Origin of the sequence: Clostridium sp. AF27-2AA (assembly GCF_003478505.1) — a bacterium.
Taxonomy (GTDB): Bacteria; Bacillota; Clostridia; order Lachnospirales; family Lachnospiraceae; genus Brotaphodocola.
This window is the reverse complement of record NZ_QUFI01000012.1, coordinates 44,602-68,697: the sequence shown is the minus strand read 5'-3', so window position 1 is coordinate 68,697 and position 24,096 is coordinate 44,602. Positions and strand designations below refer to the sequence as shown.

General features: G+C 50.5%; 19 protein-coding genes. 18 read left to right on the top strand and 1 reads right to left on the bottom strand.

All coding sequences use genetic code 11. The features are described from left to right. Positions 1-20 precede the first annotated feature (20 nt). The 10 genes from DWY84_RS08675 (at position 21) to DWY84_RS08630 (ending at position 11,838) form a co-directional block, all read left to right on the top strand. Entirely contained in the window at positions 21-344 is a 324-nt protein-coding gene (locus DWY84_RS08675; protein WP_118532398.1) for a bifunctional adenosylcobinamide kinase/adenosylcobinamide-phosphate guanylyltransferase, read from the top strand. A gap of 25 nt (positions 345-369) precedes the next feature. Continuing rightward, positions 370-1,380, top strand: a complete 1,011-nt coding sequence (gene cbiB / locus DWY84_RS08670) for an adenosylcobinamide-phosphate synthase CbiB (protein ID WP_243024802.1) — start codon at positions 370-372, stop codon at positions 1,378-1,380. After that, positions 1,377-2,480, top strand: a complete 1,104-nt coding sequence (gene cobD, locus DWY84_RS08665) for a threonine-phosphate decarboxylase CobD (RefSeq protein WP_118532396.1) — start codon at positions 1,377-1,379, stop codon at positions 2,478-2,480. Before cbiB ends, cobD begins: the two co-directional genes overlap by 4 nt. A 19-nt stretch (positions 2,481-2,499) precedes the next feature. Then, complete coding sequence (locus tag DWY84_RS08660; RefSeq protein WP_118532394.1) at positions 2,500-4,110, top strand: response regulator; 1,611 nt, start codon at positions 2,500-2,502, stop codon at positions 4,108-4,110. Between the two features lie 12 nt (positions 4,111-4,122). After that, on the top strand, positions 4,123-5,916 hold the full coding sequence (locus DWY84_RS08655) for a sensor histidine kinase (RefSeq protein WP_118532392.1): 1,794 nt from the start codon (positions 4,123-4,125) through the stop codon (positions 5,914-5,916). Next, a complete protein-coding gene (locus DWY84_RS08650; protein ID WP_118532390.1) occupies positions 5,913-6,884 on the top strand; it encodes a substrate-binding domain-containing protein in 972 nt (323 codons plus the stop codon). The genes DWY84_RS08655 and DWY84_RS08650 overlap by 4 nt, the downstream gene beginning before the upstream one ends. A 13-nt stretch (positions 6,885-6,897) precedes the next feature. Continuing rightward, entirely contained in the window at positions 6,898-7,944 is a 1,047-nt protein-coding gene (locus DWY84_RS08645; RefSeq protein WP_118532388.1) for a galactose ABC transporter substrate-binding protein, read from the top strand. A gap of 150 nt (positions 7,945-8,094) precedes the next feature. Then, positions 8,095-9,207: a galactose ABC transporter substrate-binding protein gene (locus DWY84_RS08640; protein ID WP_118532386.1), complete on the top strand. Its 1,113-nt coding sequence runs from the start codon at positions 8,095-8,097 to the stop codon at positions 9,205-9,207. A 116-nt stretch (positions 9,208-9,323) separates the two neighbouring features. Further along, positions 9,324-10,835, top strand: coding sequence for a sugar ABC transporter ATP-binding protein (locus tag DWY84_RS08635; RefSeq protein ID WP_118532384.1), 1,512 nt, complete (start codon positions 9,324-9,326; stop codon positions 10,833-10,835). A gap of 13 nt (positions 10,836-10,848) precedes the next feature. Beyond that, positions 10,849-11,838, top strand: a complete 990-nt coding sequence (locus tag DWY84_RS08630) for a beta-methylgalactoside transporter (protein WP_118532382.1) — start codon at positions 10,849-10,851, stop codon at positions 11,836-11,838. A gap of 81 nt (positions 11,839-11,919) precedes the next feature. Here the strand turns inward: DWY84_RS08630 and DWY84_RS08625 are convergent, their stop codons facing one another. After that, complete coding sequence (locus DWY84_RS08625) at positions 11,920-12,369, bottom strand: CYTH domain-containing protein (protein ID WP_118532380.1); 450 nt, start codon at positions 12,367-12,369, stop codon at positions 11,920-11,922. Positions 12,370-12,548: 179 nt separating this feature from the next. Here DWY84_RS08625 and DWY84_RS08620 point away from each other — a divergent pair, with 179 nt between their 5' ends. From DWY84_RS08620 to DWY84_RS08585, 8 genes are all read left to right on the top strand, one after another. Beyond that, positions 12,549-14,045 carry an extracellular solute-binding protein gene (locus DWY84_RS08620; protein WP_118532378.1) on the top strand — a complete coding sequence of 499 codons (1,497 nt, stop codon included), beginning with the start codon at positions 12,549-12,551 and terminating at the stop codon, positions 14,043-14,045. A 13-nt stretch (positions 14,046-14,058) separates the two neighbouring features. Then, the gene (locus tag DWY84_RS08615; RefSeq protein WP_118532376.1) at positions 14,059-17,010 is read left to right on the top strand and encodes an EAL domain-containing protein; all 2,952 of its coding nucleotides are present in this window, start codon (positions 14,059-14,061) and stop codon (positions 17,008-17,010) included. Positions 17,011-17,106: 96 nt separating this feature from the next. After that, entirely contained in the window at positions 17,107-18,393 is a 1,287-nt protein-coding gene (tig, locus tag DWY84_RS08610) for a trigger factor (protein ID WP_118532374.1), read from the top strand. Between the two features lie 74 nt (positions 18,394-18,467). Continuing rightward, positions 18,468-19,088 (top strand): ATP-dependent Clp endopeptidase proteolytic subunit ClpP, encoded by a 621-nt coding sequence (gene clpP / locus DWY84_RS08605; RefSeq protein ID WP_279220323.1) that lies wholly within the window; start codon positions 18,468-18,470, stop codon positions 19,086-19,088. Between the two features lie 54 nt (positions 19,089-19,142). Beyond that, on the top strand, positions 19,143-20,450 hold the full coding sequence (gene clpX / locus DWY84_RS08600) for an ATP-dependent Clp protease ATP-binding subunit ClpX (protein ID WP_118532370.1): 1,308 nt from the start codon (positions 19,143-19,145) through the stop codon (positions 20,448-20,450). Positions 20,451-20,527: 77 nt separating this feature from the next. Continuing rightward, the gene (lon, locus tag DWY84_RS08595) at positions 20,528-22,840 is read left to right on the top strand and encodes an endopeptidase La (protein WP_118532368.1); all 2,313 of its coding nucleotides are present in this window, start codon (positions 20,528-20,530) and stop codon (positions 22,838-22,840) included. Between the two features lie 21 nt (positions 22,841-22,861). Then, on the top strand, positions 22,862-23,473 hold the full coding sequence (gene yihA, locus DWY84_RS08590; RefSeq protein ID WP_118532366.1) for a ribosome biogenesis GTP-binding protein YihA/YsxC: 612 nt from the start codon (positions 22,862-22,864) through the stop codon (positions 23,471-23,473). Positions 23,474-23,579: 106 nt separating this feature from the next. Then, complete coding sequence (locus DWY84_RS08585) at positions 23,580-24,050, top strand: methylglyoxal synthase (protein ID WP_182434934.1); 471 nt, start codon at positions 23,580-23,582, stop codon at positions 24,048-24,050. The last annotated feature ends 46 nt before the right edge of the window (positions 24,051-24,096 follow it).

Below are 24,096 nucleotides of genomic sequence, written 5' to 3'. Positions count from 1 at the left end.
CAGCAAGGAGTTGACACATTATGATTCTTGTTATTGGAGGAAGCTTTCAGGGAAAGAAAGCATATGCAGCACAGATCTGTGGCGGGGGAACGGTCCTTGCCGATTTTCAGGACCGCATCCGCGCGGCGCTGGAAGCCGGAGAAGATCCGGAAGCGTTCACACGGCAGATTCTTGTGAACCCGCCTGCGGTGATCACGCTGGATGAGGTGGGCTGCGGCATTGTCCCTATGGAGAAGTCAGAGCGGGACTACCGCGAGGCCGTGGGCCATGCCGGACAGATGTTAGCGGCAGCGGCAGCAGAGGTTTACCGGGTGCAGTGCGGCATTGCGGCCCGGATCAAATAAAAAGACAAAAGGAATGTAAAGCAGCATGAGATTAACACAGCTTTGGATGGAATATGCGTCAGCAGCCTGTATTGGCTTTCTGATCGACTTTATCGTGGGAGATCCGCAGGGACTCTGGCACCCGGTCTGCGGGATCGGCAGCCTGATCTCCCGTATGGAAAAGCAGCTTCGAAGGAACGTGGCAGATACCCCGCAGAATCTGCTTCTGGCCGGGGCGGCGCTGGCCGTGACCATTCCCTGTATGACGGTGGTGATCACGGCAGTGCTTCTGCTGGCAGCTGGCTTCCTCCATCCTTATCTCCGTTTTGCCCTCATGTGTGTGCTTGACGGCTGGATCCTTGCGGCCCGCTCGTTAAAAACGGAGAGCATGAAGGTATATCGGAAACTGAAGGAGAAGGATTTAAACGGCGCCCGCTATGCGGTATCCATGATCGTCGGGCGTGATACAGAGAGGCTGACGGCAGAGGGCGTCACCAGGGCGGCGGTGGAGACTGTAGCGGAAAATGCGTCAGACGGTGTCATTGCCCCGCTGTTATTTCTGTTCTTTTTCGGTCCGGTTGGCGGCTTCTTTTATAAGGCAGTCAACACCATGGATTCCATGGTTGGTTATAAGAACGAGAAATACCTGTATTTCGGCCGTGCGGCGGCAAAGCTGGATGACCTGGTCAATTATATCCCGGCAAGGCTTACCGGCCTGGCCTTTGCGGCGGCGGCCTGCCTGATCCCGGGAATGAGCGGGAAAAACGCATTTAAAATCTGGAGGCGGGACCGCAGAAACCATAAAAGCCCGAATTCGGCCCAGAGTGAGTCTGCCTGCGCCGGGGCACTGGGCGTGCAGCTTGCGGGGGATGCCTGGTATTTTGGCGAGCTGTATCATAAGCCTACCATCGGCGATGCCCTTCGCCCGATAGAACCGGAGGATATCCCGAGAGCCAATCGCCTGATGTATGTGGCCTCGGTTCTGACTCTGGCAGTCTGTGCGGCGGCAGTGGCGCTGATCTGTTGTATGTTCGCACCGGGAGGTATGGGACTATGAAAAAACAGCAGATAACCACCTGTCAGCAGGACAAGCGGGTCCGGCATGGCGGAGATATTTACCGGAATCCGGTCCGGTATGATTTCTCCATCAATTTGAATCCCCTTGGCATGCCGGAAGGGGTGAAACGGAGGCTGAAAGAAACCGTGGAGGACTGGGGACGCTATCCGGATCCGCAGTGTGAAGCGCTTACGAGAGCACTTGCCGATTATCATCAGATTGCGGCAGACAGGATTCTCTGCTCCAACGGCGCGGCCGATCTTATTTATGGGCTGGTGCAGACCATAAAGCCAAGGCAGGCACTTTTGCTTTCACCTGGATTTGCGGAGTATGAGCAGGCACTTGCCCGGTCAGACTGTGAGATCCGCTACAGCCGTCTTTGCCCGGAAAACGGTTTTCTTCCGGATGTGCAGCAGCTTTGTGAGCAGATCACACCGGATACAGACCTTATCTTTTTCTGCAATCCCAATAATCCGACGGGGCATGCTATTTCCAGGGAGCAGATCCTGCAGATTGCAAAGTGCTGTGAGGAGACCGGAACCTGGATGGTCCTGGATGAATGCTTCTGTGACCTTCTGGATCACCCGGAAGCATACAGTGCTGTACCGGAAGCAGAGCATTTTCCGAAGCTGTTTATTCTGAGGGCGTTTACCAAAACCTATGCGATGGCGGGGCTGAGACTGGGCTATGGAATCAGCGCAGACCGCGGGCTTTTGCGCAGGCTTTCTGCCGGACGCCAGCCCTGGAGCATTTCCGTGCCTGCCCAGGAGGCAGGATGCGCGGCATTGCGGGATAGCATGTATTTAAACGAAGCAAGGGAGCTTTTAAAAGCAGGAAGGGTATACCTTACCCGGGAGCTTCGCAGAATGGGATTTCGGGTTTACGATTCCGATATCAATTTTATTTTGTTTTTTTACGGGCAAGAGCCAGGACCTCTCTACTTGTATGAGGCATGCTTAAAGCGGGGGATCCTGCTGCGGGACTGCAGCAATTTTACGGGACTTGCCTGCGGATATTACCGTGTCTGCGTGAGCGGACAGAAGGAAAACCAGATTCTGGTCCATACCCTGGAGCAGATTCTGGAGGAAACAGGAAAATAATCAAAGGAGAAGGCAGACCATGAGCTTATATCGGATCATCCTTGTGGACGACGAGGAGGAAGTGCGCAAGGGCATCATACGAAAGATTGACTGGAATCGCCTGGGGTTTGAGGTGGTCGGAGATGCGGAGAACGGAGCAGAGGCATTGGAAAAGATTGAACAGCTGGAGCCGGAGGTCGTCATGACGGATATCCGCATGCCCTTTATGGACGGCCTGACGCTGACAGAAAGGATCCGGCAGAAGTACCCGTCCATGAAGGTTCTGATTTTTTCCGGCTTCGACGATTTTGAGTATGCGCAGCAGGCTATCAAGCTGAACGTGACGGAGTATATTTTAAAGCCGGTGAACGTTGAGGAGCTTTCTGAGATCCTCACCCGGGTCAAAAAGAATCTGGATGAGGAAATCAGCCAGCGGCGTGATGCTGCTCTTTTGCGGGAGAGCTATCAGAAAAGCCTGCCGATCCTCCGCGCGGTCTTCTTAAACGACCTGGTGAGAGGAACCGCCGATGCCGGTATGATCGAGGAGAAGCTTCAGGAATACAATGTAGATATTCTTCATGCCCAAAAATGGCTGACGGTGCTGATCCATATTGAGGCAGACACTACGGAACGCCCGAACGCCCTGCAAAAGGAGCTGGTCCCGATTTCTGTGCGGCAGATTGCGGAGGACCATTTAAGAGATTACTGCCGGTTTACCATCTTTAACTCATCGGCCGGCATTACCCTGATTGTGGCCATTGATGAGAACAATTCCCAGACGGGCCTTCTGGATCACCTGGGAGATATCTGTAAGGAGTGCCGGAGGGTTCTGGAGGTCACGGTAACCATTGCGGTGGGACACAGCTGCCAGAAGCTTTCCGAGCTCAGCAGGGTGTACCAGTCTGCGGTGGACGCACTGGGCTACCGGAGTATTGTCGGTGTGGGCCAGACGATTTATATCAATGATGTAGAGCCTGTTAGCCGCGGCAAACTAAAATTTGACAATGCGGATGAAAATGATTTCGTCACAGCGGTGAAATTCGGCCCGGAGGAAAAAATCCGGGAAACCATACACAGTCTGATGGCTCGCATGGATGATGCCAGGGTGCATGCCAGACAGCAGCAGCTGTATATGCTTTCCCTGTTTAACTGCGTGACCCGGCTGATGCAGCAGTATGATCTCACCACCCGTGAGATTTTTGATACGGAAAAGCAGTATCTGGATATCCCGGCAGCCATTGGAAAGCCGGAGGAATTTGAAACGTGGATCCTGGACGTATCTCTCAGGATCCATGAGAGCATAAACCGGGAACGTGACAATACCACCAAGAAGGTGATCCTGGAAGCGCGGCGTTACATTGAAAACCATTATCAGGATCCCTCCCTCTCTGTGGAAATGATCTGCCGGGAGCTGCATATGAGCCCTGCTTATTTTTCCACGATGTTCCGCAAGGTGACGGGCCAGACTTACATTGCTTACCTGACGGAGGTGCGTCTGCAAAAGGCAGTGGAGCTCTTAAATGAGACCGACGACAAGACCTATGTGATTGCCCAGAAGGTGGGATATCAGGAGCAGAATTATTTCAGCTACGTGTTCAAGAAACGCTTCGGCATTTCTCCGACGAAATACCGCGGCACTCAGAATGGCTGATGAGGAGGCGCTATGGCAAAGAAAAAACTGACGGAATTTTTCAGCCGTGTCAGCATCCGTTCTACCATCTATCTGTATTTCACCATCAGTGCGCTGACGGCCCTGATCCTGATGGGGATTTCGTTCTACGGACGTCTGGTAGGACAGATGACGGCGGCCATCCAGGAGGAAAACCAGACGATGCTGGCACAGGTAAACCATTCGGTGGATTCCTACCTGCGTACCATTATGAAGCTGTCGGATTCCCTTTATTATGATGTCATAAAGAATGCGGATCTTTCCACGGAAAGTATCCACAATGAACTGAACCTTCTTTACGATAATAACCGGGACTGTGTGTCCAATATTGCACTGTTTTCAAAGCAGGGAGAGCTGATCGATACCTTTCCGGCAGCACGCTTAAAGACCGGGCTGGATGTGACAGCGGAGGACTGGTTTACGGACACGCTGGAGCGCACGGAAAATCTGCATTTTACAACACCGCATGTACAGTATATTTTTGACAGTGATGAAAACCAGTATACCTGGGTCATTACCATGACCCGTGCGGTAGAGATCACGAAGGGCGTTTCGGCCGAGCAGGGAATTTTGCTGATCGACATTACCTATGGAAGCTTAAAGCAGCTGTTGGACAGCATCACCATGGGAAATCACGGCTACCTTTATCTGGTGAGTCCGGGCGGACAGCTGATCTACCACCCGCAGATGCAGCTGATCGACGCGGGGCAGATGCAGGAAAATTTCCGGGCTGCTGCCGGTTACCGCGATGGCAACTGCCGGGAGTCCTATCAGGGCGAGATCCGGGATGTAACGGTCAAATCGGTGGGCTATACCGGCTGGAAGCTGGTGGGCGTTACACCTGAAAAAGAAAGCTATCTGAATACGTTAAAGACCAAATTGTTTATGGTATTTCTGATCGCGCTGTTCCTGTTTATGCTGATGATCATCAATGCATCGATTTCCTCCCGCATTACCATCCCGATCCGGGAGCTGGAAAAATCAGTCAACGCGCTGGAGAACGGGAACCTGGATGTGGAGGTTTATCAGGGCGGATCCTATGAGATCCGGCATCTGGGGCGTTCCATCGGTGACATGGCGCGCCAGATCAAGGTGCTGATGCAGGATATTGTGGCAGAGCATGAATCCAAGCGTAAAAGCGAATTTGACACGCTCCAGTCCCAGATCAATCCGCATTTTCTTTACAATACCCTGGATATCATCGTGTGGATGATCGAGAACGAGCAGAAGTCGGAGGCGGTCCGGGTGGTTACGGCCCTGGCCCGTTTCTTCCGCATCAGCTTAAGCAAGGGAAAGAGTATCATTCCGGTGCGGGACGAATTAGAACATGTGCGCAACTATCTGATGATCCAGCAGATGCGTTTTAAGAATAAGTTCACCTACACCATTGACGCGGCGCCGGAGGTTCTGGGGTATGCAAGTCTGAAGCTGATGCTGCAGCCGCTTGTGGAAAACGCGATCTATCATGGCATGGAATTTAAGGACGGGGACGGCATCATTGAAATAAAAGCAGAACAAAAGGAAGACGGACTTTGGTTTACCGTGCTGGATAACGGTCTTGGCATGACGGAGGAACAGGTAGAAAATCTGCTGACGGATCACGCACATGTTTCCTCAAAGCGCGGCTCCGGGATCGGCGTTAAAAATGTGAATGAGCGGATAAGACTGTATTTCGGAAATGAATACGGACTGTTTATTGAGTCGGAGCCGGATGAGGGCACCACGATCCGCATCCATCTTCCGGCGGTGGATTACCGGGAAATTCAGGAAAAGGAGAAAACGGTATGAGAAAACGGGATACATGGCTCTGGGTCATTTATGGGTTCGTACTGCTCTTTCTGTATCTGATTTCTTCTACGAATCTTCTGATCAAGGAGCGGAAAAACGAAATTTATCCGGTTTCGGTGATCCTGGATGACACGACGGATGAGTCTTACCAGAATTTTAAGAAGGGCGTGGACCGGGCAGCCATTGAGCTGAATGCGGATGTAAGCATGATCACGCTGTATGAGGGCGGTGATGCTTCCCAGCAGATCGAGCGGATGGCAAGAGAGCAGCAGGACGGTGCGAGGGCACTGATCGTGATGCCTGTGGAGGAATCTGCCCTGGAATCCGCCCTGGCGGATAAACGGGTACAGATCCCGCTAGTGCTTGTCAATGCTGAGCTTCCGCGGGATAAGGTATCAGCAGTGGTTTCCACCGATTACGATGCCATGGGACAGAATCTTGCCAGACAGGCTCTGAATGAGCATGGAAACCAGATTCCTTATTATCTGTTTTACAGCTCCAGAAAATCGGCGGCCCGACGGCATTTTCAGGATGGCGTGGAATCGGTTCTGCGTGGAGGCGGCTGTGAGATCAAGAAATTTGTGCGCCACGGTGACGGAAGCATCCGCAAGATCGTGGAAGAACTGGTTTATCCGGAATCCACCCAGGCAGTGATCATTGCCCTGGACGCGGAAACACTTCTTGAGACGGCACAGATTCTGGCCGACAGCAGCGTATATCCGGAGCATGTCAGCGGTTTGTACGGCCGCGGGACTGCCACGCCGCTTTTGAATTATCTGGACCGCGGCGTGATAAGCGGGCTTAGTGTGACAGATGATTTCAGTACCGGATACTTAAGCGTCCGGCGTGCCGTGGAGATTTTGTCCAATCAGAAAACGGAAGAGGCAACGGTGCTGGAGAGCTATTATATCCGGAAAGAAGACCTGCGCAGCCCGGAATTCGAGAAAATGCTTTATCCCATTGAGTAGGAGGCGGTTCGTAATGAAAAAACACAGGAATAAGAAAAAATGTGACCGGAAGATAGTTTCTGCGGCCTGTATGGCCCTGGCCTGCATATTGCTTTCCGGCTGCCGGGCGGGCGCTGCCCCGGAGAAGAAGCATGCGATCCGCATCGGAGTAAGCCTGTACCGGGCAGATGACACCTTTATCGGCAATATCCGGTCGGAGCTGGAAAAGAGGGCAAAGGAATATGAACAGGAGACGGGCATCAAGGTGACACTGGACATTCAGGATGCCAAGGGAAATCAGTACGTCCAGAATAAGCAGGTGGAACGCTTTATATCGCTGGGCTGTGATACGCTCTGTGTCAATCCGGTGGACCGCACAACCTCCTCCGGGATCATAGATGCAGCAGCGGCTGCTGATATACCGGTAGTGTTTTTTAACCGTCAGCCCGTCGAGGAGGATATGGACCGCTGGGACAGGCTTTACTATGTTGGTGCGGATGCCAAAGAATCCGCGGTGCTGGAGGCGGAAATCGTGGCGGACCAGTATGAAAAGGATCCGGCTTCCATGGACAAAAACGGGGACGGTGTTATCAGCTATGTACTGCTGGAGGGAGAAAGCAATCACCAGGATTCCCTGATCCGGACAGAGTGGTCTGTCCAGACGTTAAAGGACCGGGGTGTCCCTATTGAAAAAATCACCGGAGGCATTGCCAACTGGGAGCGCTCCCAGGCCTCGGCCCTGATGGAGCAGTGGCTGGAGCTGTATCCGGATACCATTGAGCTGGTCCTCAGCAATAACGACGATATGGCTCTGGGAGCGATCGATGCCCTGGACCGTGCCGGAGGAAAGAAAATCAGCGTTGTGGGGATTGACGGAACTACGCAGGGACAGGATGCCGTGCAGAGCGGAAAGATGCTGGGAACTGTGTCATCGGATAAAACCGGCTATGCGAATGCGATCTTTACGATTGCCGCCGCAGCCGGAATGGGTGAACCAATTCCGGGCGAAATTACGCTGGACAAAGGAAAATATTACTGGAGCCGGCAGAATAATGTCGTAAAAGAGAAAATAAATCCATAAAAAATTGTATAATCGAAAAAATTCAATAATCCAGGAAAGAAAATCCTATGGAAAAATGCACAATCCACCATTATAATAAGCTTGTCAGATGGAGAAAGTAAACAAAAACTTACAAACTATGACAATTTTATTTAAGGGAGGATTTACATTATGAAATTAACTAAAAAAGTAACCGCAATGGCAATGGCATCCTGCATGATCCTGTCCATGACAGCATGTGGCGGAAGCAAACCGGCAGAGACCACCGCAGCAGCTACCGAGGCCGCTACTACTGAGGCAGCAAAAGAGGCAGAGACCACCGCAGCAGAAGTGAAAGAGGCAGCAGGCGGCGATTTTTCCGATAAGAAAGTCGGCATTTCCATTTATAAATTCGATGATAACTTCATGACTCTGTACCGTACCGAGCTGGAGAGATATTTAACCGAGGAGCTTGGCTTCAAGAAAGAAAACATCACCATCCAGGATGGTAAGGGCGATCAGGCAGAGCAGACAAACCAGATCCAGAACTTCATCGCTTCCGGCGTTGACGTTATGATCCTGAATCTGGTACAGGCTTCCTCCGCACCGCAGGTAACCGATATGTGTAAGGATGCAGGTATCCCGGTTGTTTACATCAACCGTGAGCCGGATACCGCAGAGGAAGAGAGATGGGCTTCTGACAGCATCAGCGCAACCTATGTTGGTGCAGATGCAAGACAGTCCGGTACCTATCAGGGTGAAGAGATCGTTGAGACCGCTAACAAGGGCGATATCAACGGCGATGGCAAAGTAAGCTACATCATGGTTCAGGGCGATCCGGAGAACGTAGATGCACAGTACAGAACTGAGTTCTCTGTAAAGGCACTGACCGATGCAGGTCTGGAAGTTGAAGAACTTCTCCTTCAGAGAGGTGACTGGGATCAGGCAAAGGGCCAGCAGATCGTTCAGGATGCTTTAACCCAGTTCGGCGACAAGATCGAGGTTGTTTTCTGTAACAACGATGCAATGGCACTTGGCGCACTGCAGGCGATCGATGCAGCAGGCAGAAAAGTAAATGAGGATATCTATCTGGTAGGTGTTGACGCTCTGACTGAGGCTGTTCAGGATATCACCGAGGGCAAGATGACCGGTACCGTATTCAACGATTACATGGGCCAGGCAAAGACCGCAGCAGACATGGCTGTGAAGTTCTTAAACGGCGAGACTGTTGATCCGGTTAATATGGTTGACTATGTAAAGGTTACTCCTGACAATGCAAAGGATATTCTTGACATCATCAAATAGTCAGACTCTGACCTGTGATTTACAGTGATTCATGTTTCGGGTGTGTCGTCTGACACACCCGATTTTTAAAGAGACCGGCTTTGGATCTGGTCTGGAATCAGAAAGGAGAGAATGGGATGGCAGAGTACAGGTTGGAAATGAAGGGAATCTGCAAAAGCTTCCCGGGTGTCAAAGCCCTTGACGGGATCAACTTAAGAGTCCGTCCCGGAACTGTTCACGCACTGATGGGAGAGAACGGAGCCGGAAAATCAACGTTGATGAAATGCCTGTTTGGAATTTATAAAATGGATGAAGGTGAAATCTATCTGGATGGCGAAAAGATGACGATCCTGAATCCGGATGATGCATTACACAAAGGACTGGCTATGGTTCATCAGGAGCTGCAGCCGATCCCGGAGCGGACAATCGCGGAGAATATGTATCTTGGCCGCTATCCGCTGAAATCGGTCGGACCGCTCAAGTACATTGACCATAAGACCATGAATGAAGAAGCAGCCAAATGGCTGGAAAATATCAAAATGCCTTACGATCCGAAAGCAAAGCTTGGCACGCTTTCTATTGCCCAGATGCAGTCTGTCGAGATCGCAAAGGCCGTATCCATGAATGCGAAAGTAGTGATCCTGGACGAGCCGACGTCTTCCCTTACGGATAACGAGGTAGACGCTCTGTTCCGTATTGTCCGGGATCTTAGATCCAGAGGCGTATCCATGATCTACATCTCCCATAAGATGGCTGAGATCCGTGAGATCGCCGATGATATTACCATCATGCGTGATGGCACGTATGTTGGCACCTGGGAAGTTAAGAACATCAGTGATGATGAAATCGTCCGCCAGATGGTAGGACGTGAGCTGACCAATGTATATCCGCCTAAGGAAGATACCATCAAGGATGATGTGATCCTTGAAGTGAAGGATCTGTGCAGCATCCACGAGCGGTCCTTCCAGCATATCAGCTTCCAGTTAAAGAAAGGTGAGATCCTTGGCTTTGGCGGACTGGTCGGAGCGCAGAGAACCGAGCTGATGGAGGCTATTTTCGGAATGAGGCATATCAAGAGCGGAGAGGTGCTCGTTCACGGAAAACCGATCCAGGTTTCCAGACCGCGTGATGCGATCGGAGATGGTATCGGAATGATCACGGAGGACCGCCGCGGAACCGGTATCCTTGGATGCCTTTCCATTGCAGATAACGTATCCATCTCCTCCCTGAACAATTATCTGAAGATCGGCCCGATGCTTGACACCAAAAAGATCGAGGATCTTGTAAAGGATAATGTCGCAAAACTGAGAATCAAGACGCCGAGCAGCAAAACGCTGATCCAGTCTCTTTCCGGAGGAAACCAGCAGAAGGTCATCATTGCCCGCTGGCTGGCCAACAATCCGGACGTGCTGATCATGGATGAGCCGACCCGTGGTATCGATGTCGGCGCTAAGTATGAGATCTACCAGATCATGATCGAGCTGACCAGACAGGGCAAATCGATCATCATGATCTCCTCCGAAATGCCGGAGTTGATCGGTATGTCACACCGGATCCTGGTAATGTGTGCCGGCAAGCTGACCGGTGAGGTATCCGGAGAGGAAGCAACTCAGGAGAATATCATGAGTATGGCTACTCAGTTTAATTAAGGAGGATACGAGCATGAATAAGAAAAATATCGATATTAAGAAAACACTGCTGGACAATGGAATCATCATTGTACTGCTTCTGCTGGTACTGCTCACCGGCATCACGAAGGATAATTTCTTCTCCTGGAACAACTTATCCAATATTTCCGTAAACACAGCAGCCCGCGTCATCATTGCATTCGGCGTCAGCGGCTGTCTGATCACGAAAGGTACGGACCTTTCCGCAGGACGTATGGTAGGTCTTGCTTCCTGTATCGCAGGTACCTTACTTCAGACCGCAGACTACAGCGGTAAGTTTTTCCCGAATCTGGGGGATATGCCGGTATTTGGAGTCCTGCTGTTATGTATCCTGATCTGTGCCATCTTTGGCCTGATCAACGGTATCGTAATCGCTTACCTGAATGTACCGGCTTTCATCGGTACCCTGGGCATGCAGCTGGCTGTCTATGGTATCTGCCTGGTTTATACCAACGCAACACCGCTTGGCGGCTATCGTAAGGCATATACCGCAATCGCAACCGGCAAGCTGTTCGGACAGCTTCCGTATATGTTCATCATTGCATTTGTGATCGGTCTGATCATGTGGTTCGTATTTAACTATACCCGTCATGGCAAATACATGTACGCGATCGGTGGCAATGAGGCTGCTGCTGAGGTTTCCGGCGTTAACGTAAAGAAAACCAAGATCATCATCTACGTAACCGCAGCCGCTCTGTATGCGATCGCAGGCTTCCTTCTCGGCGCAAAGGCCGGCGGTGCCAGCGTTAACATGGGTCAGGGTTATGAGCTGGAGGCAATCGCAGCCTGCACCATCGGCGGTGTATCCGTAAATGGTGGTATCGGCCGTATCTCCGGTGTTGTCATCGGTGTTCTCGTATTCGAGCTGCTGAAATCCTCCATGCAGTTCCTTGGAATTCCGACCAACTATCAGTACATTGTACAGGGTATCGTTATCATCGTAGCGATTGCACTGGATATCCGCAAATACATCGCGAAGAAGTAATCTTTTATGATCACGTATCGAAAAAAGCAGGGAGTTCTGCAGTTTTGCAGCAGAACTCCCTGCTTCTTTTTCGTTGTCCTTTCAGCGCGTTTGGCTCAGTCTGCTGTTCTGGTATTTTCCGGAGAAGGTTACATCTTCCCCGAACCAGGACGGAGGCACAAAGTGCTCCGCCGCTTCCATATCTGGAAATTCTACCTCCGCCAGCATCAGTCCTTCATAAGTCCCGGAAAAAACATCGAGCTCGATCACAAGTCCGGTTCCGCTGATCGGCTTTTTATAGCGTGTCTTTGTGATGATGATGCCATCGGCCTTTGAGAGCAGATGCTCATAGGCATCCTTTGTAAGCGGAAGATTGTACTCCTCCCGCGCAAGAAGCCCTTTTGATTTGCAGGTGAGCACATAGGAATCATTTTCCCTGCGGACACGTACGACTGGCTCGGTGCAGAGATAGGCCTGCTCCATCTGAACGGCCTCCCAGGTGTGGTAGTCTGAGGGCGGTGCAGTGACCAGATACTTTCGTTCAATTTCCATAAGAATACTTTCCCAGACTGTATTTTGTGATATTATATGAAAAATACAGTAATTTCCTTTCTTTATTTTACATGAAGTATACACGAAAATGTTGGAAAGCGGAAGAGCATGTGGTATAATAAGAGTGTTTTTGTCACAGTCAGTGCTGTATCAGCGGACTGCAGCTGTTTGGAAACGAGATGTCACCGGATGGTGGTGATCACATAAATACAGGTCAGAGAGGACGAAAATCAGATCATGAAGCATATCAGTTATTATTCTGTGCGGCTTTGCTTGGCACGGCGGTGCTTACTGCCTGCAGCGGCGCAGAAAAGGTGAAAAGTAACACACCGGTACAGATCACGATGTGGAACTATTACAATGGGGCACAGAAAGAGGAGATGGACCGACTGGTCCAGGAGTTCAACGATACAGTTGGACTGGAACAGAAAATCGTGGTGGAGTCTGTCAGCAAAGGCAGCGTATCGGAACTTGAGGATGAGCTGCGTGACAGTATGAATGGAAAGACCGGAAGTGATCCGCTTCCGGATTTCTGTTCTGCCTATGCGGACGCGGCATATGACCTCTGGAAAAAGGATAAAATTTCGGACTTTCGTCCTTATCTGACGGATGAGGAGTATGACAACTATATTTCAGCCTATCTGGAGGAAGGTAATTTTGGAACCAATGCGGCCATGATGATTTTTCCAGTGGCCAAATCAACGGAAGTGCTGACGATCAACAGTACCGCCTGGGAACCGTTTGCCAGCGAGACCGGTGCTTCACTGGAGGAGCTTTCCACATGGGAGGGACTTGCTCAGACAGCAAAAGCATATTATGAATGGACTGATGCAAAGACGGAGACACCCAATGACGGTCAGGCCTTCTTTGGGCGCGATTCCTTCGCAAATTATATTCTCGTTGGGAGCTATCAGCTCGGTCATACCATTTATTCCGGCGAAAACGGAAGCATATCCGTGAATGTGGATCCGGACACTATGCGCCGCCTCTGGGATAACTTCTATGTGCCTTACATCAGCGGTTATTATCTGGAGAATGGGAGATTCCGCAGCGATGACCTGAAAACAGGAAAGCTGATCGCCTATGTCGGATCTTCCAGCGGAGCTGTCTATGCGTCGGATCAGGTGACTTATGATGATGGCTCGACCGAGACAATCCGGTGTGACATCCTCCCGCTGCCCGGCTTTGCGGGAGCGTCTTCCTGCGCAGTCCAGCAGGGAGCCGGCGCGGTTATGTTCCGCACGGATGAGAAAAAAGAAAAAGCCGTTGTCACATTTTTAAAATGGCTGACCAGGGAAGACAACAATATCCCATTCTGTACGGCATCCGGATATCTTCCGGTAACAAAAGCTGCCAGTGATGTGGAGCGATGCATTTCCTGCATGAAGGAGCAGAACCTGGAACTCAACCCGAATGTAGAGACTATGCTGAAAACAGCGATCCCACAGGTTAAGGAATACAGTCTTTACACAACCACTCCGTTTCCCGGTGCCCAGGATGCGAGAAAGGTGATTGATTCTACACTGCCGGAACGTGCCAGGGCAGACCGGCAAAAGGTTCTGGAACTCATAAGCTCCGGAATGTCCCTGGAGACCGCGGTTTCGGAATGCAATACAGAAGAGGCTTTTGAAAGCTGGTGTGAAGACACGAAAGCGCAGCTTAGAAATTTGAAGTGATGAGGTTGATCGTATGAAAAAAACACGGTCTATGAAGTGGAGGCTTGTGATTCCATTTTGTCTGATCCTGATTTTTCAGACTATTTTCATGATGGCATTTCTATCCACCGGAAATGTTGCCCAAGGCCTTTATCAGACAGAACTCCGTTCATTGAAAAAGGATGTGGAAAACAGCGGGCTTCTTCTGGAGCGGGAGGTGCTGCAGCACTGGATGAATGACATCCGAAGCTCGGTGACGATCCAGACAACGATCCAGAGTGTCCTTAAGGAAGAGGGGAAAAAAGCATCAGACATTTCCCATGACTGGGAGCTCAATGAGCGGATCATAGGGGAAATCATGCCGGATGTCCTGGAACTGCTCCGCCGAAGCTATGGCAACAGTATTTATGTGGTCCTGGACGGTCCTTCTGCACAGCAGAGTGCCGAAGGCCATCAGGCCGGTATTTCCGTGTTGGATATGGACAGCAGCGACTTTGCCGCGGATAATTCCGATCTCCAGCTTTCCCGTGGCGCTGCTGTTATCTCAAAGCAGTTTAAGGTTCCATTTGCCAGCGACTGGAAGCTTGATTTTGACATGTCAGAAGAGACAGGATCTGGCTTTTACAATCCGTATTTTCTGACAAAGGGTCAGAAGCTCAAAGGTAATATTGCTCGCTTTGCCTTCCTGGGGCCCATATCCAGCGCACTGCAGGCAGAGACGTACGGGGTCAGTTACTCTATACCGCTGACAGCAGAAGACGGCACGGTGATCGGTGTTCTCGGCGGAACCATGCTGAAGGAGCAGATTTATTCACTTCTGAAAAATGAACTGCTTCAAAGAGATGAGAACACCATCCTGATGCTCGCGAAAAGGGGAGAAAATGAAACGGTCCTGACCCCGGTCCTGACGTACGGCCTGTCCTTTCACCGGTCCTTTGGAGGCATGAACGGAATCGGCGGGACTGCCACCAGGTGGAATGACATTCAGAAAACAAAGGATCAGAACGGAGACTGGTGGTATCTTGCATCCAGGGAGCTTCCGGTATATGGGCGCGATTCCGCGTTTCACAGAACGAGCTGGCAGATCGTGGTGCTCAGGCGTCAGAGCGTATTTCTCTCCTTCTATCAAAAGCTTCTGAACAGCCTTCTTTCCGGCTGTGCTTTCACCATGATCCCTGGGATTTTGTTTGCCCTGATGTACGGAACGTACTTCAGCCTGCCGATCCGCAGGCTGATCTGCCAGCTGCGCTCTGCGGAGGATGATTCCCGGATCCATCTTCAGCCAACCTATATCAGCGAGCTGGATGAGCTGAGCCACGCGATTGAATATCTGAGCGCAGATGTGGCGGAATCTGCTCTGCGTATATCCAGGATCCTGGAAGGCTCCGGTGTTCCCATTGGCGTATTTGAATATCTGCCGGATCGGAAAAAGGTATTCTGCAGCCGGACTCTGTTTGAGCTTCTCGGACTTGAACAGACGGATCGGGATTATACGTACCTGGAAGAGACCGGCTTCCGGAAGATGATGCAGATCCTGGGTCCTGGGGTTAAGGAGCACCAGGATGTCCGGCTTTATCATCTGCAGGCGAACGGAAAGGACCGTTATCTTCGATTAAAAATCGTCCGGGCGGAAAACGGCAATGAGACAGGCGTCCTGCTTGATGTGACGGAAGAGCTGGAGAACCAGAAACGTCTGGAGCTGGAGCGTGACTACGATCCGCTGACAGAGCTTTATAACCGGCCGGCCTTCCGCAGAAATACGCTAAAGCTTCTGCAAAGCGGAAGGATCAGCTGTGGTGCCATGCTGATGTGGGATCTGGATAATCTGAAATATGTCAACGATAACTATGGTCATGAGATGGGAGACCGCTATATCCGTCTGTTCGCAGATCAGCTGAAAAACCTGAACCGGTACGGTGCTGTGGTAGAGCGCCATTCCGGCGATGAATTTATGGCATTTCTCTGCGGAAACAGTGAGGAGGAACTACGTGGTATTCTCTGTGAGCTGCGCACCAGGTCGTGCGCAGTCAGCCTGAAGGTGTCCGACCAGTATGAGCTTCCGCTGCGCGCCTCAGCGGGGGTTGCCTGGTATCCGCGCCAGGCCCGTGATTTTGAAACGCTTGTCCGGTATGCCGATTTTGCCATGTACATGGCAAAGCACAGTACCAAGGGTGTACTTCAGGAATTTGATCTGGAAAGCTATCAGAAGAATTCCTACCTTTTGTCCGGGCAGGAGGAGATCAACCGTCTTCTCGAGCAGGATGATGTCCCGTTTGCGGCACAGCCGATCGTCTGCCGTGACGGAAGTCTGTATGGATATGAGCTGCTGATGCGTCCGGAAACCCGGAATTTCAAAAATATCCAGGAGGTTTTGAATCTGGCCAAGTGTCAGGCAAAACTTCCGCAGTTTGAACGACTGACCTGGGTTGGCGCCTTACGGTGGCTTTTTACTCACAAGGCTGAAATACCATCCGACTGCCATATCTTCATCAATTCCATTGCCAATGTATCTCTTGACCCGGATTGCGTGAATGAACTGATCCGGAAATATCCGGATCTTCTGAAACGTGTTGTCATGGAGATCACAGAGGGAGAGGCCATTAGCAGCAGTGATATGGAATTCAAAATGGAGACCATCCGCCGTACTGGAAGCAGGATCGCGCTGGATGACTTCGGAAGCGGATACAGCAGTGAGGGAACGCTCCTGAATATGGAGGTGAACATTGTAAAGCTGGATATGGGACTAGTCAGCGGAATCGACAAAAACCGTGATAAGCAGGAGCTTGCCGCAAACCTGATCCACTACTGCAAGGAACGCAATATCCTGGTACTCGCAGAGGGTGTGGAGCGGATCGAGGAGGTTCACACTATGCTGCTTCTGGGAGCTGATCTCTTCCAGGGTTATTATTTCGGACGGCCGGAGCTGGAAATCCGTCCGGTAAACCCATATGTGATCGAAAAAATGCGTAAGTTATTGCAAAAATAGGACTGGTAATTATAAAAAGTCTATGCTATAATGGTGAATTGAAGTGTGGCGCCCTGCCGGGACAGCCATACATAGATGCAAGGAGGAACCCATATTATGAGTTTACAGGTAGAAAAATTAGAAAAAAACATGGCGAAATTAACCGTAGAAGTACCGGCAGAGCAGTTTGAGGCAGCTCTTAAAACTTCCTATAACAAGAATAAAAACAAGTTTAACATTCCTGGCTTCCGTAAGGGCAAAGCACCGCAGGCAATGATCGAGAAGATGTACGGTGTCGGCGTGTTTTACGAGGACGCTGTAGATGAGGCAATCAACGCTTCTTATCCGGACGCTGCAAAAGAGAGCGGTCTTGAGATCGTTTCCAGACCGGAAATCTCCATTGAGCAGGTAGAAAAGGGCAAGTCCTTTATCTACGTTGCAACCGTAGCTACCAAGCCGGAGGTAACCCTGGGCGAGTACAAGGGTATTGAAGTAGAAAAAGCAAAACCGGAAGTAACCGACGCTGACGTAGAGGCAGAGTTAAAGAAGGTTCAGGAGCAGAACTCCAGACTGGTATCCGTTGCTGACCGCGCAGTTGCAGACGGTGACCAGACCGTGATCGACTTCGAAGGTTTTGTAGACGGCAAGGCATTCGAGGGCGGAAAGGCTGAGGACTACACTCTGGTGATCGGTTCCCATTCCTTCATCGATACCTTTGAAGATCAGCTGATCGGCAAGAACATCGGTGAGGATGTAGAAGTAAACGTGACCTTCCCGGCTGAGTACCATGCAGCAGAGCTGGCTGGCAAGCCGGCAACCTTTAAGGTTAAGATCAAAGAGATCAAGATGAAAGAGCTTCCGGAGCTGAACGATGAGTTCGCAAGCGAGGTTTCTGAGTTCGAGACTCTTGACGCATACAAAGAGGACGTTAAGAACAAACTGGCTGAGACCAAGCAGGCACAGGCTACCGCTGAGAACGAGAACAACGTTGTACAGAAGGTTGTTGATAACGCTCAGATGGATATTCCGGCACCGATGGTGGATGAGCAGGTTCGCAACATGATCGAGGACTACGCACGCAGACTGCAGAGCCAGGGCATCAGCTTTGACCAGTACCTGCAGTTTACCGGAAGCACCATCGAGCAGTTACAGGAGCAGATGCGTCCGCAGGCTGAGTTAAGACTGCGTACCCGCCTGGTACTCGAGGCTGTTGTAGCAGCAGAGAAGATCGAGCCGTCTGAGGAGTTAGTTGAGGCTGAGATCAAGAAGATGTCCGAAAACTACAAGATGGACGCTGAGCAGATCAAGACCATCATGGGTGAGGCAGGAATGGCTCAGATGAAGGCTGATATGGCTGTTCAGGAGGCTGTAGATTTCCTGGTAGCTGAGGCTAAATTAGTATAATATTTTCCAGTATAGGAATACTAACACTATGACTAGGTGCAGATTTCGGGCCAGACCTGGAGTCTGCACCTATCATTGCAAAAGACAGTAATGAAAGACAGGAGGATCTGACGATGGCATTGGTACCTTATGTAATTGAACAGACCAGCAGAGGAGAACGCTCCTACGATATCTATTCCCGCTTGTTAAAAGAGAGAATTATTTTCCTTGGGGAAGAAGTAACTGACGTTTCCGCAAGCCTGATCGTAGCTCAGCTTCTGTTCCTGGAGTCTGAGGACCCAGGCAAGGATATTAACTTATACATCAACAGTCCGGGCGGATCCGTGACTGCCGGCATGGCCATCTACGATACCATGAATTACATCAAATGCGATGTATCTACCGTGTGCATCGGTATGGCAGCCAGCATGGGTGCATTTCTTCTGGCCGGCGGCGCAAAGGGCAAACGCTTCGCGCTTCCGAATGCAGAGGTTATGATCCACCAGCCGTCTGGTGGTGCTCAGGGTCAGGCAACCGAGATTCAGATCGTTGCTGAGAAAATCCTGCAGACCAAAAAGAAATTAAATGAGATTCTTGCAGCCAATACCGGTCAGCCCTACGAGGTCATCTGCCGCGATACGGAACGCGACAATTACATGACCGCGGAAGAAGCCTTAAAATATGGCTTGATCGACCAGGTGATCGCAAAGCACTAAGGCTGCCTTACGCTCAAGAATTCTTACAACCAGGAAAGGACAAGGTGTTATTTTATGCCGACAAGAACAGATGACAGGGTCAGATGCTCTTTCTGCGGAAAGACCCAGGATCAGGTAAGAAAACTGATTGCCGGTTCCAAAAATGTATTTATCTGTGACGAATGTATTGAACTCTGCGGAGAAATCCTCGCGGAGGAGCTGGAAGAGGAGGAAGAGAAGGAGCCGGTATCTCCGTTAGCTGGCATTAACCTGTTAAAGCCGAAGGAGATCAAGGCATTTCTGGACGAGTATGTCATTGGACAGGATGCAGCCAAGAAGGTACTGTCTGTAGCGGTTTACAACCACTACAAACGTATCACCTCCGGTGCAGGCAGTGATGTGGACGTGCAGAAGAGCAATATTCTTATGCTGGGACCGACTGGTTCCGGTAAGACTTATCTGGCGCAGACTCTGGCCAAAATCTTAAATGTACCATTTGCCATCGCGGATGCAACCGCGCTGACTGAGGCCGGTTATGTAGGTGAGGATGTTGAGAATATTCTCTTAAAGCTGATCCAGGCGGCAGATTACGATATCAGCAAGGCGGAGTATGGTATTATCTACGTGGATGAGATTGATAAGATCACGAAGAAATCTGAGAACGTATCTATCACCCGTGATGTATCCGGTGAGGGTGTCCAGCAGGCACTTTTAAAAATCCTCGAGGGAACCGTAGCCAGTGTGCCGCCGCAGGGAGGAAGAAAGCATCCGCATCAGGAGCTTCTGCAGATCGATACAACCAATATTCTGTTTATCTGCGGAGGAGCGTTTGATGGTCTGGAGCACATCATCGAGAGCCGCTTAAGCGCCGGCTCTATTGGATTTAACGCAGAGGTCTTAGACAAGAATAAAACCGACATCGATGAGCTCTTACGCCAGGTAGAACCGCACGATCTTGTGAAATTCGGCCTGATCCCGGAGTTTATCGGCCGTGTACCTGTAACGGTTTCCCTGGACCTTCTCGATGTGCATTCCTTAAGCCGGATCCTGACCGAGCCGAAGAATGCCCTGACCAAGCAGTATCAGAAGCTGTTTGAGCTGGATGGCGTTAAACTGGAATTTACCCCGGAAGCCATTGAAGAGGTTGCAAAGCTTGCGGTAGAGAGAAAAACCGGAGCCAGAGGACTTCGTTCTATTCTGGAATCCGTCATGATGGATCTGATGTATGAGATCCCGTCTGACAATAATATCGGCATCTGCACCATTACCAGGGATGTCGTAGACAAAACAGGAGAGCCGGAGCTGGTATACCGGGATACGGCTGTGCCGCGCAAAACACTCTCCCAGAGACTGAAGAAAGAAACATCCGGCGAGATCGCATAAACGCCGGAGCAGGAAAATGGGAGCTTATAGCTCCCATTTTCTATTTCAGTCTGTTCATATTTTTTAGGAGGAACCTGATGGAAGATACAAAGATTATAACGATGCCGGTCATAGCACTCCGCGGACTTACCATGCTTCCGGAGATGACCATCAGCTTTGATATCAGCCGCAAGAAATCCATTGCGGCTGTAGAGAAGGCCATGGTCAGTGACCAGAGAGTCTGTCTGGTAGCCCAGAAGGACCCAGAAATCCAGGATCCGTCTCTGGAACAGCTCTATCATATCGGTACCGTTTCTTACATAAAGCAGCTGGTGAAGATGCCAGGCGGCATAGTCCGCGTGATGGCAGAGGGCCAGGAGCGCGCAGAGCTTCTGGATCTGGACAGCACAGAGCCGGCTCTGATCGGGGAAGTGCTTCTCACCAGTGAGCAGGAAGCAGATGTGGATGGCGCTGCGGCCGAGGCGATGTCCCGCATCCTGAAGGAAAAGCTGGAATCCTACGGACGCCAGCATCCGAAATTCAGCAAAGAGAGTCTGCCGGGCCTGATGGTTTGTGAGGATCTGGAGTCCTTAATGCTTCAGATGGCCAGCGAACTGCCGTGGGATTACCGGATCCGCCAGAGCTATCTGGAGGAGGCAACCCTGGCCGGTCAGTATGAGGTGCTGCTTACCAACCTGATCCATGAGATTGAAGTATCCCAAATTCACCGGGAACTGCAGGAAAAAGTAAAAGAAAATATTGATAAAAATCAGAAGGATTATATTTTACGGGAGCAGATGAAGGTAATCCGCGAGGAACTTGGCGAGGATCTGCTTTCGGATACGGATGAATATGAAAAGCAGCTTGCTTCCTTAAAAGCCGATAAGGAAGTAAAAGAGAAACTTCAGAAGGAGATTGACCGCTTAAAAGGCATGCCTGGCGGTGGTCAGGAGAGTAATGTCATCCGTACCTACATTGAAACGCTTCTGGAACTTCCGTGGAATAAAACATCCAAAGACAATAATGACATCAAGCACGCCAAACAGATTCTGGAAGAGGATCACTACGGCCTGGAGCAGGTGAAAGAGCGCGTTCTCGAATATCTGGCTGTGCGTGTCCTTGCCAAAAAAGGCAACAGCCCGATTATTTGCCTTGTGGGCCCTCCTGGAACCGGTAAGACATCCATTGCCCGTTCCGTAGCCCGCGCCCTGAATAAAAGGTATGTTCGGATCAGTCTGGGAGGCGTCCATGACGAAGCGGAAATTCGCGGACACAGAAAAACCTATGTGGGGGCTATGCCGGGCCGTCTTGTAGATGGACTGCGTCAGGCAGGCGTTTCCAACCCGCTGATGCTTTTGGATGAAATCGATAAGGTCAGCAGTGATTACAAGGGAGATACCTCCTCTGCGCTGCTGGAGGTTCTGGACGGAGAGCAGAACGTAAAGTTCCGTGACCACTATGTAGAACTTCCAATCGATTTGTCCAACGTTCTGTTTATTGCGACAGCCAACACGACCCAGACCATTCCGGGACCGCTGTTAGACCGTATGGAGGTCATTGAAGTCAACAGTTATACAGAAAATGAGAAATTCCACATTGCCCGCAATTATCTGGTGGAGAAGCAGAAGGACCGCAATGGTTTAAAGAAAGATCAGCTTGTGATTTCTGACTCTGCACTGAAAAAAATCATCCACAATTATACCCGTGAAGCTGGTGTCCGCAACCTGGAACGCCGTATCGGAGAAATCTGCCGCAAATCCGCAAGAGAGTATCTGGAGCATAAAAAAACGCATATCCGGGTAACGGAATCCAATCTGGAAAAGTACCTTGGTAAAGAAAAAATCACCTTCGAAGACGCCAATGAGGAAGATCAGGTAGGTATTGTGCGCGGTCTTGCATGGACCAGTGTCGGCGGTGATACACTACAGATTGAGGTAAATGTGATGCCGGGAAAAGGCGAGTTAAAGCTGACCGGCCAGATGGGCGATGTCATGAAGGAATCCGCCATGACGGCACTGACCTATGTCCGTTCCATCTGTCCGCAGTATGATGTTCCGGATGATTATTTTGCAAAGAATGATATCCACATTCATACTCCAGAGGGAGCTGTGCCGAAGGATGGCCCGTCTGCCGGAATTACAATGGCTACAGCCATGTTCTCTGCTGTGGTAAACCGTAAGGTCCTGGCCAAAGTAGCCATGACCGGCGAAATCACGCTGCGGGGCCGCGTGCTTCCGATTGGCGGCCTGAAAGAGAAAATCCTGGCTGCGAAGATGGCTCATATGGAGACCGTTCTGGTGCCGGAGAAGAACCGGGCGGACATTGCGGAGCTTTCCAAAGAGATCACAAAGGGCTTAACCATTCTCTACATGAAGAGCATGGAAGATGTGCTGGCTGCAGCACTTGCATAAAAGGAAAAGTGAGGAAGAACGATGATTATTAGAAAAGCGGAACTGGAGACGGTCTGCGGCATTACCAGCACACTGCCGGAAAATCTGCTGCCTGAGTTTGCTTTTGCCGGGAAGTCCAACGTAGGAAAATCTTCCCTGATCAATGGCCTGTTAAACCGCCGTGCGCTGGCGAGGACTTCCTCACAGCCTGGCAAGACCCAGACCATCAACTTTTACAATGTAAATGATGATCTGTATTTTGTTGATCTTCCGGGCTATGGATATGCAAAAGTATCGGTGGAAGTCAAGGCAAAATGGGGCAAAATGATCGAGCGGTATTTAAAAAAATCGAAGATGCTCAAATGTATCTTCCTTCTCATTGATATCCGCCACGATCCGTCTGCCAATGACAAGATGATGTATGACTGGATCGTATCCAATGGCTACAAGCCGGTTATCATTGCCACCAAGCTGGACAAATTAAAACGCAGCCAGATCCAGAAGCATGTGAAGATGGTTCGGGAAGGTCTTGGCCTGGAAAAAGAAGATGTTCTGATTCCATTCTCTGCAGAGACCAAGCAGGGAAGAGATGAAATCTGGGCGCTCATTGAGTCTTTGCAGAATCCGGCTCCGAAAATGACAGAGTCTGAGTAGCATCAGACAGATTTTACGAAGATTTCACTTGAGTCTTTTTAATATGTGTGATACGTTGTAATTATTCTATACATTCTATGAAGAAAGAGTAAGGAGGATCTGTTATATGTCTCAGGAATACATTACATTTACTATTGGCGGCAAAAAGAACATTGCACTGATCGCTCACGACAACGAAAAAGCAAAGCTGATCGCGTGGTGCAAAGAACATAAACCGGAACTGGAGAAGCATAATCTTTACGGTACCGGCACGACAGCCCGCATGATCACAGACCAGACCGGCCTTACCGTGAAAGGCTATAACAGCGGCCCTCTCGGTGGCGACCAGCAGATCGGAGCCAAGATCGTAGAAGGCGTGATCGACTTTGTAGTATTCTTTTCCGATCCGCTGACGGCACAGCCTCACGATCCGGATGTGAAGGCCCTGATGCGCATCGCGCAGGTCTACGACATTCCTATGGCGGTTAATAAGGCCACCGCGGACTTCATGATCACATCCTGTTTCATGAACAGCGATTACCAGCATGAAGTTATTAATTTCAAACGGAATATTGAAGAACGGGCAGAGACTTTATAATCTGCCGGAAAGACTGAGACCGGTAGCCTGCCGGTCTCAATTTTCA

Bases quoted from the DNA above. Each gene is read 5' to 3' on its own strand.
- yihA (WP_118532366.1), top strand. From the start codon at position 22,862: ATGATTATTAGAAAAGCGGAACTGGAGACGGTCTGCGGCATTACCAGC.
- DWY84_RS08640 (WP_118532386.1), top strand. From the start codon at position 8,095: ATGAAATTAACTAAAAAAGTAACCGCAATGGCAATGGCATCCTGCATG.
- DWY84_RS08585 (WP_182434934.1), top strand. From the start codon at position 23,580: ATGTCTCAGGAATACATTACATTTACTATTGGCGGCAAAAAGAACATT.
- DWY84_RS08655 (WP_118532392.1), top strand. From the start codon at position 4,123: ATGGCAAAGAAAAAACTGACGGAATTTTTCAGCCGTGTCAGCATCCGT.
- DWY84_RS08625 (WP_118532380.1), bottom strand. From the start codon at position 12,369: ATGGAAATTGAACGAAAGTATCTGGTCACTGCACCGCCCTCAGACTAC.
- DWY84_RS08645 (WP_118532388.1), top strand. From the start codon at position 6,898: ATGAAAAAACACAGGAATAAGAAAAAATGTGACCGGAAGATAGTTTCT.
- lon (WP_118532368.1), top strand. From the start codon at position 20,528: ATGGAAGATACAAAGATTATAACGATGCCGGTCATAGCACTCCGCGGA.
- DWY84_RS08675 (WP_118532398.1), top strand. From the start codon at position 21: ATGATTCTTGTTATTGGAGGAAGCTTTCAGGGAAAGAAAGCATATGCA.
- DWY84_RS08630 (WP_118532382.1), top strand. From the start codon at position 10,849: ATGAATAAGAAAAATATCGATATTAAGAAAACACTGCTGGACAATGGA.
- cbiB (WP_243024802.1), top strand. From the start codon at position 370: ATGAGATTAACACAGCTTTGGATGGAATATGCGTCAGCAGCCTGTATT.
- clpX (WP_118532370.1), top strand. From the start codon at position 19,143: ATGCCGACAAGAACAGATGACAGGGTCAGATGCTCTTTCTGCGGAAAG.
- DWY84_RS08635 (WP_118532384.1), top strand. From the start codon at position 9,324: ATGGCAGAGTACAGGTTGGAAATGAAGGGAATCTGCAAAAGCTTCCCG.
- DWY84_RS08620 (WP_118532378.1), top strand. From the start codon at position 12,549: ATGTCACCGGATGGTGGTGATCACATAAATACAGGTCAGAGAGGACGA.
- DWY84_RS08660 (WP_118532394.1), top strand. From the start codon at position 2,500: ATGAGCTTATATCGGATCATCCTTGTGGACGACGAGGAGGAAGTGCGC.
- cobD (WP_118532396.1), top strand. From the start codon at position 1,377: ATGAAAAAACAGCAGATAACCACCTGTCAGCAGGACAAGCGGGTCCGG.
- DWY84_RS08615 (WP_118532376.1), top strand. From the start codon at position 14,059: ATGAAAAAAACACGGTCTATGAAGTGGAGGCTTGTGATTCCATTTTGT.
- tig (WP_118532374.1), top strand. From the start codon at position 17,107: ATGAGTTTACAGGTAGAAAAATTAGAAAAAAACATGGCGAAATTAACC.
- DWY84_RS08650 (WP_118532390.1), top strand. From the start codon at position 5,913: ATGAGAAAACGGGATACATGGCTCTGGGTCATTTATGGGTTCGTACTG.